Consider the following 12021-nt stretch of genomic DNA (forward strand, 5'->3'; position numbering starts at 1 on the left):
TGCACCCGACCTTGTTGCTGATCCTCTGGCGAGGCCGCTTAGCGATCTTACGTAATCGCTACCGTTTCAGTTTCCAAACGAGGGATAACCACCATGACCACCGTCGCCATCGTCTATCATTCGGGCTACGGCCACACCGCCGTCCTCGCCGACAAGGTCGCCGAAGGCGTCCGTGACGCCGGCCAGACCCCGGTGCTGCTCAAGATCGACAGCGCCGCCCAGGACTTCGCGCCGCTGATCGACCAGATCACGGCCGCCGACGCCGTCGTGTTCGGCGCGCCCACCTATATGGGCGACGTCTCGGGCGTGTTCAAAGTGTTCGCCGACGCCACCGCCAGCGCCTTCTTCACTGGCGCCTGGAAGGACAAGCTGGCCGCCGGCTTCACCAATTCGCACAGCTTCGCCGGCGACAAGGGCCATGCCCTGGAGAGCCTGACGATCCTGGCCGCGCAGCACGGCATGAACTGGATCAACCTCGGCCTCGCCCCGCCGAACGTGACCGCGGCCGAACGTGGCCCCGACACGATCAACCGCGTCGGCTCGTTCATCGGCCTGGCCGCTCAGTCGGACAACGCCTCGCCCGAGATCACGCCGCCGGCCGGCGACCGCGAGACCGCCCGCCTGCTGGGCGAGCGCGTGGCCAAGGCCGCCGTCCGCTGGGTGGTCGGCGCCAGCGCCGCCGCCGCGCTCGACAAGGCGGCTTAGAACGAATGCCCTAAGGCCGCGCGGTCTCCCTCCCCGCGTCGGCCTCGGAAGGGGCGCGCCCGACCCCCATCGCGCGCCCCTTCCGTCCCTATTCTCGAGGGCTGCTTGAACCAAATCACGGGCCGTGCTCGTCTCCAGCGAAGTTTCGCTTTGACTGGATCATCCGCAGCATGGCCCGCCGCCTCGCCCTGATCACCGGCGCTTCCGCCGGCATCGGGGCCGCCTCCGCCCGCATTTACGCCAGCCACGGCTATGACGTGGCCCTGACCGCGCGCCGGGCCGATCGCCTGGAGGGCCTGGCCGCCGAGATCAAGCTGCGGTCCGGCGTCGAGGCCTACGCCATTCCCGCCGACCTCTCCCAGCCGACCGGGACCGATACGGTTCTGGCCGCGATCGCCGAGCAGGGCCGCGTCGTCGACGCCCTGGTCAACAGCGCCGGCTACGGCCTGCCGGGGACCTACGATTCCACGACCTGGGCCGATCAGGCGAAGTTCCTGCAGCTGATGCTGACCTCGATCACCGAGATGACCCACAAGGTCCTGCCGGGCATGGTCGAGCGCAGGTTCGGCCGCATCGTCAACGTCTCGTCGCTGGCGGGTCTGGTCCCCGGCGCGGCCGGCCACACGCTGTACGCGGCGACCAAGGGTTTCCTGGTGAAGTTCTCCCAGAGCCTGCACCTGGAGAACCTGCAGACCGGCGTCCACGTCAGCGCCCTGTGCCCGGGCTTCACCTATTCGGAATTCCACGACGTCAACGGCACCCGCGCCCAGGTCACCCAGGGCGTGCCCGAATGGATGTGGCTGGGCGCCGACGAGGTCGCCGCCGCCGGCTACGAGGCCGCCGAGGCCAACCGCTCGATCTGCGTGCCCGGCGCCCCGAACAAGGCCATCGCCGCCATCGCCAAGATCGTCCCCGACGACTGGGCCCTGGCCCTGATCGCCAACCAGGGCGGCAAGTTCCGGAAGGTGTGACGAGAGGTCTCTAGGGGCGTTTTTGGAAAACGGCCTCGGACCTGCTATATGTCCGCCTCGACCCCCGAAGATCCGGACACCCCCTTGAGCGTCACCCTCGACCTGTCGCGCGTCTCCACCGACGCCGCGCCCGCAACTCCCGTCACCAAACCCATGGTCAACCTGTCGGGCCTCACGCGCCCGCAGCTGGTCGCGGCCCTGGTCGAGAGCGGCGTGGTCGAGCACGGCAAGGCCAAGATGCGCGCCACTCAGATCTTCCGCTGGATGCACCATCGCGGCGTCACCGACTTCGCGCTGATGAGCGACGTCGCCAAGGAGACCCGCGCCCGCCTGGCCGAGACCTTCAGCATCGCCCGTCCGGAGATCGTCGAGCGCCAGGTGTCCAAGGACGGCACCCGCAAGTGGCTGATCCGCATGGCCCCGGGTATCGAGGTCGAGAGCGTCTACATCCCCGGCGTCGGTCGCGCCGGCGCGCTGTGCGTGTCCAGCCAGGTCGGCTGCACGCTGAACTGCAGCTTCTGCCACACCGGCACCCAGCCGCTGGTCCGCAACCTGACCGCGGCCGAGATCGTCGCCCAGGTGCAGGTGGCCAAGGACGACCTGGCCGAATGGCCGTCGGACAAGGAAGACCGCGTGCTCTCGAACATCGTGTTCATGGGCATGGGCGAGCCGCTGTACAATCTGGGCCAGGTGGCCGACGCCATCGAGATCATCAGCGACAACGAGGGCATCGGCATCTCGCGTCGCCGGATCACGGTCTCGACCTCGGGCGTCGTGCCGATGCTGGAAAAGCTGGGCAATACGACCCAGGCCATGCTGGCGATCAGCCTGCACGCCACCAATGACCCGCTCCGCGACGAGCTGGTGCCGCTGAACAAGAAATATCCGATCGCCGAGCTGATGGCCGGCATCCGCGCCTATCCGGGCCTGAGCAACGCCCGCCGCGTGACGTTCGAGTACGTCATGCTGAAGGGCGTCAACGACAGCCCCGACGAGGCCCGCGCCCTGGTCAAGCTGATCAAGGGCATCCCGGCCAAGGTCAACCTGATCCCGTTCAATCCCTGGCCCGGCAGCGACTACCAGTGCTCGGACTGGGCCACGATCGAGGCCTTCGCCGCGATCCTCAACAAGGCCGGCTATTCCTCGCCGATCCGCACCCCGCGCGGCCGCGACATCCTGGCCGCCTGCGGCCAGCTGAAGAGCGAGAGCGAGAAGGTCCGCGCTTCGGCCCTGCGCAAGCTGTCGCTGGCGGCGATGGCTGGGGTGCTGTCTGATGATGACGAGGACGAGGCGGCCTAAGGCTCCTCCTCGCCGCGCTCCCATCCGCTCGTCCCCGCTTTCGCGGGGATGAGCGGGGTAGGGGGGTCCTCCACCGCCTTCTTCAGCCGGCTCAGCATCCCCGCCGCATAGGCCGCGTACGGGCCGATCCAGCGTTCGTGGATACCGTGGATCGGCAGGGCGTCCAGGTGGTTCCAGCGCTCGCGTCCGCGCCTTTCAGCCACGACCAGACCGGCTTCTTCCAGCACCGACAGGTGCTGCATCACCGTGCAACGGTCCAGCTCCGGGATCAGGGCGCACAACATGCCGGTCGTGCGCGGCTCGGCCTTCAACAGATCCAGGATCCGCCGCCGGACCCGGTGGCCCAACGCCTTGAAGATCAGGTCCGCTTCGTCCTCGTTTGACATGTTATGAGATTATAACATATGGTCTCCACCATCAAGGATGGAGATGTCCCATGGCGCACGAATTCACCGTCAGCGGCCGGATCGCCAAGCCCGTCGCCGAGGTCTTCGAGGCTGTCGCCGATCCGAAGAAGCTGTCGGGCTATTTCACCACCGGCGGCGCCCAGGGGCGGCTCGAGACCGGCGCGACGGTCACCTGGGACTTTCATGACTTTCCGGGCGCCTTCCCGGTCGAGGTGGTCGAGGTCACGCCGCACGAGAAGATCGTCCTGCGCTGGGGCTCGGCCGAGCCGAACGCGACCTACGGCACCACCGTCACCATGACCTTCGCCGACACCGGCGACGGCCGCACCCTGGTCAAGATCCACGAGGCGGGCTGGAGCGACACCCCGGCGGGTGAGAAGGCCGCGTTCGGCAATTGCGAAGGCTGGACCGGCATGCTGTGCGCCATGAAGGTCTTCGTCGAGCACGGTCTCAACCTGCGCGAGGGCTTCTACAAGTAGGTCGCCTTTTCTCCGCGAAATCTCTTGGCGCGGGCGCCCCCTACGCAAAACTCGCTGACCCGTGTTAGTCAGTGGGCCGCAAGTCTATCGGGGTAGTTCGCGTCCATGCCGTCCCAGCTCCAGTCGCCCGAGGTCCAGGCCTTCGCCACCGGCTTCCCGGTCACCCTGCTGCACGCCGGCGTGACCCTGGTCATGTTGATCCTGGGGGCGACGCTCTACGCCCTGCTGACCCCGCACAAGGAAATCACCCTGATCCGCGAGGGCAATTCGGCCGCCGCCCTGTCGCTGGGCGGGGTGATGGTCGGCCTGGCGATTCCGTTGGCCATATCGCTGACCGCTTCGACCTCGGTGATCGAGATCATGATCTGGGGCGCGGCGACCATCGCCGTGCAGTTGCTGGTCTTCCGGGTCACCGACATGGTGCTGAAGGGTCTGCCGGAGCGCATCCAGGAGGGCGAGGTCGCCGCCGCCGCCCTGCTTGTCGGCGCCAAGCTGGCCACCGCCCTGATCCTCGCCGCCGCCGTGGCTGGCTGAGCCGGCGCGGTCGGGGGACCTTCCAGTGCATTTCCCCAAGCTTCCCGATTGGCTGGTCTACGCCGCGGCGGTCAGCGCCCTGCTGATCGTCGCCGTCGGTCGTCAGGAGCGCTCGGACGCGCCGCCGCCGCCGCCGCCGGTGCCGGGCGAGGAAGGGCTGCCGCTGGGGCCGTCCTCGCCGTTCGACCCGTCGATCGTGGTCCAGGTGCCCGATCGGCCCGAACCCGGGTCGGGCACCGCCTTCTCGGTTGGCGACGATGGCACCTGGTTGACGGCCCGCCATGTGGTCGACGGCTGCAAGTCGGCCGCCATCGTCGTGGCCGACGGCCGGGGCGTGGCCGCCAAGATCACCGTCGATCCTCGCGCCGACGCGGCCATCCTCACCACCGAGGGAGGGGCGCCGTCCGTGCCGCTGGGCCTGGACCAGCCGCTGCGCCGGGGCGCGCGCGCCTATCATCCGGGTTTCCCGCAGGGCCATCCGGGCGAGGCCGCCTCGCGCCTGCTGGGCCGCGAGAACCTGGTTGTCCACGGGCGGGGCGCGCGCACCGAGCCGGTGCTGGTCTGGGCCGAGGTCGGCCGCACCGATACGTTGAAGGGCACGCTGTCGGGCCTGTCGGGCGCGCCGGCCCTGGACGCCGCCGGCCGGGTTATCGGGGTCACCGTCGCCGAGGCTCCGCGCCGGGGCCGCATCTACACGACCGCGCCCGAGACCCTGAAGGTCCTGCTGGGCCCGCACCGCCGGCCCTCGCCATCGGAGTTCGCGCCCAGCGAGCCGATCACCACCGAGAACTACGGCCGCGTGGCCGACGGCTTGCGGCGCGACCTGCGGGTGGCCCAGGTGGTCTGCTTGGCGGTTTAGGCCGCCGCCTCGACCTTCCCCTGCCGCGCCGCCACCGCGAACGACAGCACGATCGCCACCACGCCGATCAACGCCGTGTAGATGAAGAAGGTCGTGTAGCCCGCCGCCATGGCCTGGGCGCTGACGCCCAGCTTGGCGCCGGCGGCGGTGAAGCTTTCGGGCGGCAGGCGGGTGAAGAGACCCTTCAGCAGCCCGATCGGCCCGCCGTGCTCGGCGGCTTGCGCCGAGGCCTCGACGATCCGCCCTGACTGCGAAGCCACCAGCTTGCCGGGCAGGGCGTAGAGCGATGAGAACAGCGCATACTGCGTGGCCGTGAAGCCCGCCGAGGTCAGGCTGGACATGTAGGCGATCAGGGCGGTGCCGGCGATGCCGCCGGCGATGTTGTCCAGGCAGATCGAGGTGAACAGCATGGGGATGCTGTGGCCGCTCATGGCCAGGAGGGCGAACATCAGGTTGCTGATCGGCTGGGCGAAGGCGCCGATCACCAGGGCCCTCATCAGGCCCAGGCGCGAGACAACGACACCGCCCAGGAACACCCCGATCATCGAGGCGATGATGCCGAACACCTTGCGGATCTCGGCGATCTCGGTGAGCGAGAAGCCCATGTCCCGGTAGAACGGGTTCATGATGTTCAGCACGAAGTCCGAGACGCGATAGACGCAGATCGCCGCCAGGATCAGGCCGGCCACGCCGTGGAAGCGGGTCAGGAACTCGCCCAGCGGCTCGCCGAAGGCCTTGGACATGTAGACGCCGGGCTTGGTGCGGACCTTGGGGATCGGCCAGGCGGCGACGACCACGATGGCCAGGCCGGCGATCACGCCCAGGAGCTGCAGCCAGACGCCGTTGGGCTTGGCGCTCCAGGCCTTGGCCAGGGCTTCGCCGCCGACCAGCTTGGAGAGCAGGCTGGCGTCGCCCGACAGGCCCGAGCCCAGCACCAGGGCGCCCAGCACCAGCACGGCCAGGCGGGTCAGCCATTCCAGGATCTCCAGCGCCCTGGGCTGGTTGACGTCGTCGGTGGGGATCGGGCGGATGGTGTGCTCGGCCTCGCGCGGGGCCCACAGGGTGGCCAGGACGCCGATGCCGACGACCGCGCCCATCACGGCGTACGAGAAGTTCCAGCCGAACCGCTCGGCCAGCAGCAGCGGACCGGCGCCGGCCGCGATCATGGCGACGCGGTAACCCCACTGGTAGGCCACGACCATCGGGCCTTGGTCTTCCTTGTCGGCCACCTCGATGCGCCAGGCGTCCAGGACGATGTCGTGCGAGGCGGTGGCGAAGCCGACGGCCACGGCGGCGGCGGCCAGCACGCCCAGCTGGTTCACCGGGTTCATGGTCGAGATCGCCCACAGGCCCAGGATCATGGCGACCTGGAACACCAGCAGCCAGGCGCGGCGATGGCCCAACAGGTTGTGCAGCACCGGCACGCGGGTGCGGTCGATCAGCGGGGCCCACAGGAACTTGAACGAGAACGACAGGGTGGCCAGGCTGAAGAAGCCGATCACCGCCAGCGACAGGCCCGCATCGCGCAGCCACAGCGACAGGGTGTCGAAGATCAGCATGAACGGCAGGCCCGAGGCGAAGCCCAGGCCCAGCATCACCAGGCTGCGCCGCTCGCCGAAGAAGGCGAGGGTCTGGAGAAGAGTCTTCTTTTCCTGCGGTGCGGCGTCGGTCATGGCGTCCCCCTGCGGGGAAAACCGACCCCGCGCTTTAGCCGGCGACCTTGGCTCGCGTCGCGGTTTTCGTCCAGCCGGAGGACGCGCCGCTGGTCGTCCAGCGCTTGAGGGCGTCGCGCAGGGCTTCCTGCGTCAGCGGCTTCACCAGGAAGTCGTCCATGCCAGCGGCGAGGCAGGCGCGCTTATCCTCGTCGAAGGCGTCGGCGGTCAAGGCGGCGATCGGGGCGGCGACGCCTTTCGCGCGGAGCGCCTTGGCGGCCTCGACGCCGGACATGCCGGGCATGCGCAGGTCCATCAGGATCAGGTCGTAGGCCCCGGCGACAGCAGCGGCCACGGCCTGTTCGCCGTCGGCGACGCGGTCGACCTTGCAGCCTTCGCGCTCTAGCAGGGTGCGGGCCAAGAGGGCGTTGATCGGATTGTCCTCGGCCAGCAGCACCCGCACGCCCTGGGCCACGGCCCCGGAGATGCGGTCATCGTGGACAGGGGCCGCGACTTCGGCGGATTCGGCGGCGCCGGCTCGCAGCACCTGCTCGACCAGCGAGGCGGCGCGCAGCGGCTTGATCAGATATCCGGAGAAGCCGGCGGCCTTCAGTCGGTCGATACGGTCGCGCTGCTCGGGCGTCAGCAGCACCACGGCCTTGCGGCCGGCGGGCGGCTTGATGGCTCCGCGTGGGCCGGACAGGGCGGCGTCGATCAGCAGCACGGCGTCGGCCGGCGCGCCCGACAGGGCCGAGGCGACATCGACGGCGGCGAAGGCGCGGCCGCCCGCCGCCTCGATCTGGCGCACGGTGGCGGCGCGGACGATGGCGTTGGGCGAGGCGATGGCGACGCCGCGGCCGTCCAGCGGGGCCGCGCGGGGCGCGGGGGCGGAAATCTCAAAAGGCGCCTCGAACCAGAACTCGGCGCCCTGGCCCAGTTCGCCGCCGACCCCGACCTCGCCGTCCATGGCCCCGGCCAGGCGGGCGACGATGGCCAGGCCCAGGCCCGCCCCGCCCAGCTGGGTGGCGTGGGTGATATCGGTCTGGACGAAGGCCTCGAAGATTCGCTGACGGGCCTCGGGCGCGACCCCCGGCCCGGTGTCGGCCACCGAGAAGCGGATGCGGCCTTCGGCGGTAGCCGTCGCAGTCAGCATGACGCCGCCGGCCTCGGTGAACTTCACGGCGTTGCCGGCGAAGTTCAGCAGGATCTGACGCAGGCGGCCCTCGTCGGTCAGGATGGTCGGCAGGGTCGCGGGCACGGCCCAGGCGATCTCGACGCCCTTCTCATGCGCGCGCGGACTCATCAGCTCGGCGACCTGCCGCAGCAGACCCTCGACATCGACCGGCGCCAGGCTGAGCTCGATCGAGGCCGCGCCCAGGCGGGCGAAGTGCAGCACGTCATTGACCAGCGACAGCAGGTGATCGCCGCTCTCGCGCAGGGCGGTGACATAGGACCGCTGCTCGGCCGTCAGCTTGGTGTTTTCCAGCAGGCGCGCCATGCCCAGCACGCCGTTCAGCGGCGTGCGGAACTCATGGCTCAGGGTGGCCAGCTGTTCGGGCGTGACGCCGGGTTTCTTGTTGTCGGGTCTTTGATCGCTCATGGAGATCAAGCTTACCCGGCCCGGCTTAACGGGCGGTCAAGCCAGGGCCTTTTCCTCGCCCGGCGTGCTGCTCCGCCGATAGGCCAGGGCCTCGGCGACGTGGACGCGCTGGACGCCAGACGCGCCTTCCAGGTCGGCGATGGTGCGGGCCAGGCGCAGGGTGCGGGTCCACCCGCGAGCGCTGATCCGGCCGGCCTCGGCGGCCTGGGTGAGCAGGGCGCGGGCGCGATCGTCCAGGGCGGTGATCTTTTCAAGAAATGCGCCTTCGGCCCGGCCGTTCAGGCCGTCATCCGCGCCGAGATCTTCCGCGCGTGTCTGCTGCAAAGCCCGAGCCCGCGCCACCCGCGCGGCGACCTCGGCCGAACCTTCGCCGGGCGGCGGCAGGGAAAGGTCGGCGGCGGTGACGGCGGGCATGTCGACGGAGAGGTCGATACGGTCGATCAGCGGCCCGGAGACGCGGCCCTGGTAGTCGCGCTGGCAGCGTGGGGCCTTGCCGCAATAGCCCCGGCCGGCGCCTCCATGTCCGCATCGGCACGGGTTTTGAGCGGCAATGAGTTGAACGCGAGCTGGGTAGCGGATGTGGGCGTTGGCGCGGGCGACCATCACCTCACCGGTCTCCAGCGGCCCTCGTAGGCTGTCGAGCGCCTGGACGCCGAACTCGGGCAACTCGTCCAGGAACAGCACGCCATTGTGGGCCAGTGACACCTCGCCCGGCTTGGCCTTCAGCCCGCCGCCCGTCAGCGCGGCCATCGAAGCGCTGTGGTGCGGGGCCCTGAATGGCCGATCGCGGGTCAAGGCGCCGCGCGCGATCAAGCCCGCCACCGAATGGACCATCGAGGTCTCGAGCAGCTCCTTGGAACTCAGCGGCGGCAAGAGGCCGGGCAGGCGCTGGGCCAGCATGGACTTGCCCGAGCCGGGCGGGCCGACGAACAGCAGGTTGTGACCGCCGGCGGCGGCGATCTCCAGGGCCCGCTTGGCTTGCTCCTGACCCTTGACGTCGCGCAGGTCCTTGGGGCGCTCGCCCTCGACGATCGGGCCGGGCGCCGGGGCGGTCAGGATCTGGCTGCCCCGGAAGTGATTGATCAGCGACACCAGCGAACGCGGGGCCAGGATGCGGGTCTCACCGGCCCAGGCGGCTTCGGGGCCGGAGGCTTCTGGACAGATCAGGCCCAGGCCCATGGCCCCCGCCGCCATCGCCGCCGGCAGCGCGCCGGCCGCCGGCACGATACGACCGTCCAGCGAGAGCTCGCCCATCGCCGCCCAGCCGTCCAGGGCGTCCATCGGGATGACGCCGATGGCCGACATTACCGCCAGGGCGATCGGCAGGTCGAAGTGCGTGCCCTCTTTCGGCAGATCAGCGGGCGCCAGGTTGGCGACGATGCGCTTGCCGGGCAGCGAGAGGCCCAGCCCCGCGAAGGCGCCGCGCACCCGCTCACGACTCTCGGCGACAGCCTTGTCGGCGAGGCCCACGACCACGAAGACGTGCTGCCCCGTCGTCAGCTGCACCTCGACGTCGACGCGCCGGGCCTCGACGCCTTCGAACGCGACGGTGACCACGCTCGCGGCCATCGCAAACCCTCATGGACAATGAACTTTATCCACAAGTCACAGCATAGCTTGCGAAATGGAGCAAGAACGAAAAACGAACGTTTCGGGAAATGTCCGTCTTTCCGCAGAGTTACCCACCGGCGCGGCGAATGTCCTCGATACGATCCCAGAGTACGGCCGCGGCGTTGATACCCGTAAAGCGCTTCAGCTGTTGGGCGCCGGTGGGCGACGTGACGTTGATCTCGGTCAGATACTCGCCAATGACGTCGATGCCGACAAAGATCAGTCCACGGCGCTTGAGTTCCGGTCCGATGATCTTGCACAGCTCCAGGTCGCGGGCGGTCAGGGCCACGGCCTCGGCGCGGCCGCCGACCCTCAGGTTCGATCGCACCTGGCCGGCCGCGGGCACCCGGTTGATGGCGCCCACGGGCTCGCCGTCGACCAGCAGGACGCGCTTGTCGCCCTTGCTGACGGCCGGCACGAATTTCTGGGCGATGACCTGCTCGCGGCCGATCATGGCGTGCAGTTCCAGCAGGGCGTCCAGATTGGGATCGTCCGCCAGCAGACGGGCCACGCCCGAGCCGCCGCCGCCATAGAGGGGCTTCAGCACGATGTCGCCGTGGCGGGCGCGGAAGTCATAGATCGCCTCGTGGTCCGAGGTGATCAGGGTCGGCGGCTGCACGCCGGGAAAGTCGGTGACGAACAGCTTCTCGGGCGCGTTGCGCACCTCGGTCGGGTTGTTCACCACCAGGGTGTGCGGATGGATCTTGTCCAGGAAGTGGGTGGCCGTGATGTAGGCCATGTCGAACGGCGGATCCTGGCGCATCAGGACGACGTCGATGTCGTCCTTCATGTCGATGACCCCCGTCTCGCCCAGCTTGGCGTGCGCGCCTTTCTCGGCGAACACCTCCAGCGGCTGAGCGCGAGCGAACACCCGGCCGTCTTCCTGCGACAGCTTGTCGGGCGTGTAGACCCACAGCTTATGGCCGCGCCGCCGCGCCTCCATCATCATCAGGAAGGTCGTGTCGGTGTCGATGTTGATCCCCAGCACGGGATCCATCTGGACGGCGACTCGCAGCGACATGGGAACTCCGGAAGTGAAGCGGCCGGTAAGGCGGTGGCTGTGTAGTTAAGCCGATTTCCCGGGAACGCTAGTTCAACCGCAACCGCATCCGTTCGCGCGCCGCTCGGGCCGCGATGGCCGCGCCGCCGTCCAGGACCTGGGCGCGGGAGAGGGCCTGGAGGGCGCCGGCCAGGGCGCCCTGGCCTTCGCGGGCGGCGGCGACGTCCAGCCAGGGGCGGTGGTCGTTGGGGTTCAGCAGGGCGCGGCGCAGGGCCGAGCGTTCGGCGCGGGGCCAGTCCTTGGCCTGCTGGGCGCGGGCGAAGATGTTGTTCTGCAGGCGGATCAGCACGGCGCGATCCGAGATCGGCGCCATCAAGAGCTCCAGCCGCGAGGCGACGTCGGGCATCAGCCCGGTGCGCAGGGCCCTGCGCGACAGCTCCGACGGCAGCACCACCCGGCCCTCGCTGAACGGGTCGAGGGCCAGCGGGCCTTCCTCGGTCTCGATGCGCAGCAGGAAGTGGCCGGGGAAGTCGACGCCGTGCAGCTCCAGCCCGACCTGGCGGGCGGCGTGCAGGTAGAAGACGCCCAAGGCCACGGGCAGACCCTTGCGGCGGTCGGCGATGGCGATGACATCGGCGTTGTCGGGGTGGTCGTAGGTCAGGACGTCGCCAGTCAGGCGCAGGTCGCCGGCCAGGGTCTCGGCCACGGCCTCCTCGGGCGACTCGGCCTCGGCCCGGCGGCGCAGGCGGTCGACGGCTTCCCGGGCCAGGTTGATGGCGGGCGCGGTGTCGCGGCTGGGGTCGTCATGGACGGCGCAGGCCAGGGCGGCGTCGAACAGCGGGAAGTCCGCGTCGGTTCCTTCGCCGGCCTTGGTCAGGATTTCCTCGGCGTCCTCGCGGGTCAT

At 69.6% G+C, this 12021-nt stretch carries 12 protein-coding genes; 6 read left to right on the top strand and 6 right to left on the bottom strand.

Features of this window, described 5'->3' with window-relative positions:
• Nucleotides 1-93: 93 nt before the first annotated feature.
• The 3 genes from ACW173_RS08405 to rlmN all read left to right on the top strand — a co-directional run bounded on the left by ACW173_RS08405 (nucleotide 94) and on the right by rlmN (nucleotide 2975).
• Nucleotides 94-705 (top strand): flavodoxin family protein, encoded by a 612-nt coding sequence (locus ACW173_RS08405; protein WP_492084547.1) that lies wholly within the window; start codon nucleotides 94-96, stop codon nucleotides 703-705.
• A 170-nt stretch (nucleotides 706-875) separates the two neighbouring features.
• On the top strand, nucleotides 876-1676 hold the full coding sequence (locus ACW173_RS08410; RefSeq protein ID WP_492084549.1) for an SDR family NAD(P)-dependent oxidoreductase: 801 nt from the start codon (nucleotides 876-878) through the stop codon (nucleotides 1674-1676).
• 84 nt (nucleotides 1677-1760) lie between these two features.
• The gene (gene rlmN, locus ACW173_RS08415; RefSeq protein ID WP_492085949.1) at nucleotides 1761-2975 is read left to right on the top strand and encodes a dual-specificity RNA methyltransferase RlmN; all 1215 of its coding nucleotides are present in this window, start codon (nucleotides 1761-1763) and stop codon (nucleotides 2973-2975) included.
• Here the strand turns inward: rlmN and ACW173_RS08420 are convergent.
• Nucleotides 2972-3361 (bottom strand): ArsR/SmtB family transcription factor, encoded by a 390-nt coding sequence (locus tag ACW173_RS08420; RefSeq protein WP_492084551.1) that lies wholly within the window; start codon nucleotides 3359-3361, stop codon nucleotides 2972-2974. The genes rlmN and ACW173_RS08420 overlap by 4 nt on opposite strands.
• A gap of 50 nt (nucleotides 3362-3411) precedes the next feature.
• Between ACW173_RS08420 and ACW173_RS08425 the strand changes: the two genes are divergently transcribed.
• From ACW173_RS08425 to ACW173_RS08435, 3 genes are all read left to right on the top strand, one after another.
• Complete coding sequence (locus ACW173_RS08425) at nucleotides 3412-3861, top strand: SRPBCC domain-containing protein (RefSeq protein WP_492084552.1); 450 nt, start codon at nucleotides 3412-3414, stop codon at nucleotides 3859-3861.
• A gap of 105 nt (nucleotides 3862-3966) precedes the next feature.
• The gene (locus ACW173_RS08430; protein WP_492084553.1) at nucleotides 3967-4395 is read left to right on the top strand and encodes a DUF350 domain-containing protein; all 429 of its coding nucleotides are present in this window, start codon (nucleotides 3967-3969) and stop codon (nucleotides 4393-4395) included.
• A 25-nt stretch (nucleotides 4396-4420) separates the two neighbouring features.
• Nucleotides 4421-5254 carry a S1 family peptidase gene (locus tag ACW173_RS08435; protein WP_492084554.1) on the top strand — a complete coding sequence of 278 codons (834 nt, stop codon included), beginning with the start codon at nucleotides 4421-4423 and terminating at the stop codon, nucleotides 5252-5254.
• Here the strand turns inward: ACW173_RS08435 and ACW173_RS08440 are convergent.
• The 5 genes from ACW173_RS08440 to ACW173_RS08460 form a co-directional block, all read right to left on the bottom strand.
• A complete protein-coding gene (locus ACW173_RS08440; RefSeq protein WP_492084555.1) occupies nucleotides 5251-6927 on the bottom strand; it encodes an AmpG family muropeptide MFS transporter in 1677 nt (558 codons plus the stop codon). The genes ACW173_RS08435 and ACW173_RS08440 overlap by 4 nt on opposite strands.
• Before the next feature lie 34 nt (nucleotides 6928-6961).
• Nucleotides 6962-8506, bottom strand: a complete 1545-nt coding sequence (locus ACW173_RS08445; RefSeq protein WP_492084556.1) for a response regulator — start codon at nucleotides 8504-8506, stop codon at nucleotides 6962-6964.
• A 36-nt stretch (nucleotides 8507-8542) separates the two neighbouring features.
• Entirely contained in the window at nucleotides 8543-10075 is a 1533-nt protein-coding gene (locus ACW173_RS08450; RefSeq protein WP_492084558.1) for a YifB family Mg chelatase-like AAA ATPase, read from the bottom strand.
• Between the two features lie 109 nt (nucleotides 10076-10184).
• Complete coding sequence (gene gshB, locus ACW173_RS08455) at nucleotides 10185-11138, bottom strand: glutathione synthase (RefSeq protein WP_492084559.1); 954 nt, start codon at nucleotides 11136-11138, stop codon at nucleotides 10185-10187.
• 67 nt (nucleotides 11139-11205) lie between these two features.
• Complete coding sequence (locus ACW173_RS08460) at nucleotides 11206-12021, bottom strand: SirB1 family protein (RefSeq protein ID WP_492084561.1); 816 nt, start codon at nucleotides 12019-12021, stop codon at nucleotides 11206-11208.

The sequence above is a fragment of the Caulobacter sp. ALps2 genome, from assembly GCF_058681635.1.

Coding starts and splice junctions, on each gene's coding strand:
- ACW173_RS08430 (WP_492084553.1), top strand. CDS start 3,967: ATGCCGTCCCAGCTCCAGTCGCCCGAGGTCCAGGCCTTCGCCACCGGC.
- ACW173_RS08445 (WP_492084556.1), bottom strand. CDS start 8,506: ATGAGCGATCAAAGACCCGACAACAAGAAACCCGGCGTCACGCCCGAA.
- gshB (WP_492084559.1), bottom strand. CDS start 11,138: ATGTCGCTGCGAGTCGCCGTCCAGATGGATCCCGTGCTGGGGATCAAC.
- ACW173_RS08440 (WP_492084555.1), bottom strand. CDS start 6,927: ATGACCGACGCCGCACCGCAGGAAAAGAAGACTCTTCTCCAGACCCTC.
- ACW173_RS08420 (WP_492084551.1), bottom strand. CDS start 3,361: ATGTCAAACGAGGACGAAGCGGACCTGATCTTCAAGGCGTTGGGCCAC.
- ACW173_RS08460 (WP_492084561.1), bottom strand. CDS start 12,021: ATGACCCGCGAGGACGCCGAGGAAATCCTGACCAAGGCCGGCGAAGGA.
- ACW173_RS08405 (WP_492084547.1), top strand. CDS start 94: ATGACCACCGTCGCCATCGTCTATCATTCGGGCTACGGCCACACCGCC.
- ACW173_RS08450 (WP_492084558.1), bottom strand. CDS start 10,075: ATGGCCGCGAGCGTGGTCACCGTCGCGTTCGAAGGCGTCGAGGCCCGG.
- ACW173_RS08410 (WP_492084549.1), top strand. CDS start 876: ATGGCCCGCCGCCTCGCCCTGATCACCGGCGCTTCCGCCGGCATCGGG.
- ACW173_RS08425 (WP_492084552.1), top strand. CDS start 3,412: ATGGCGCACGAATTCACCGTCAGCGGCCGGATCGCCAAGCCCGTCGCC.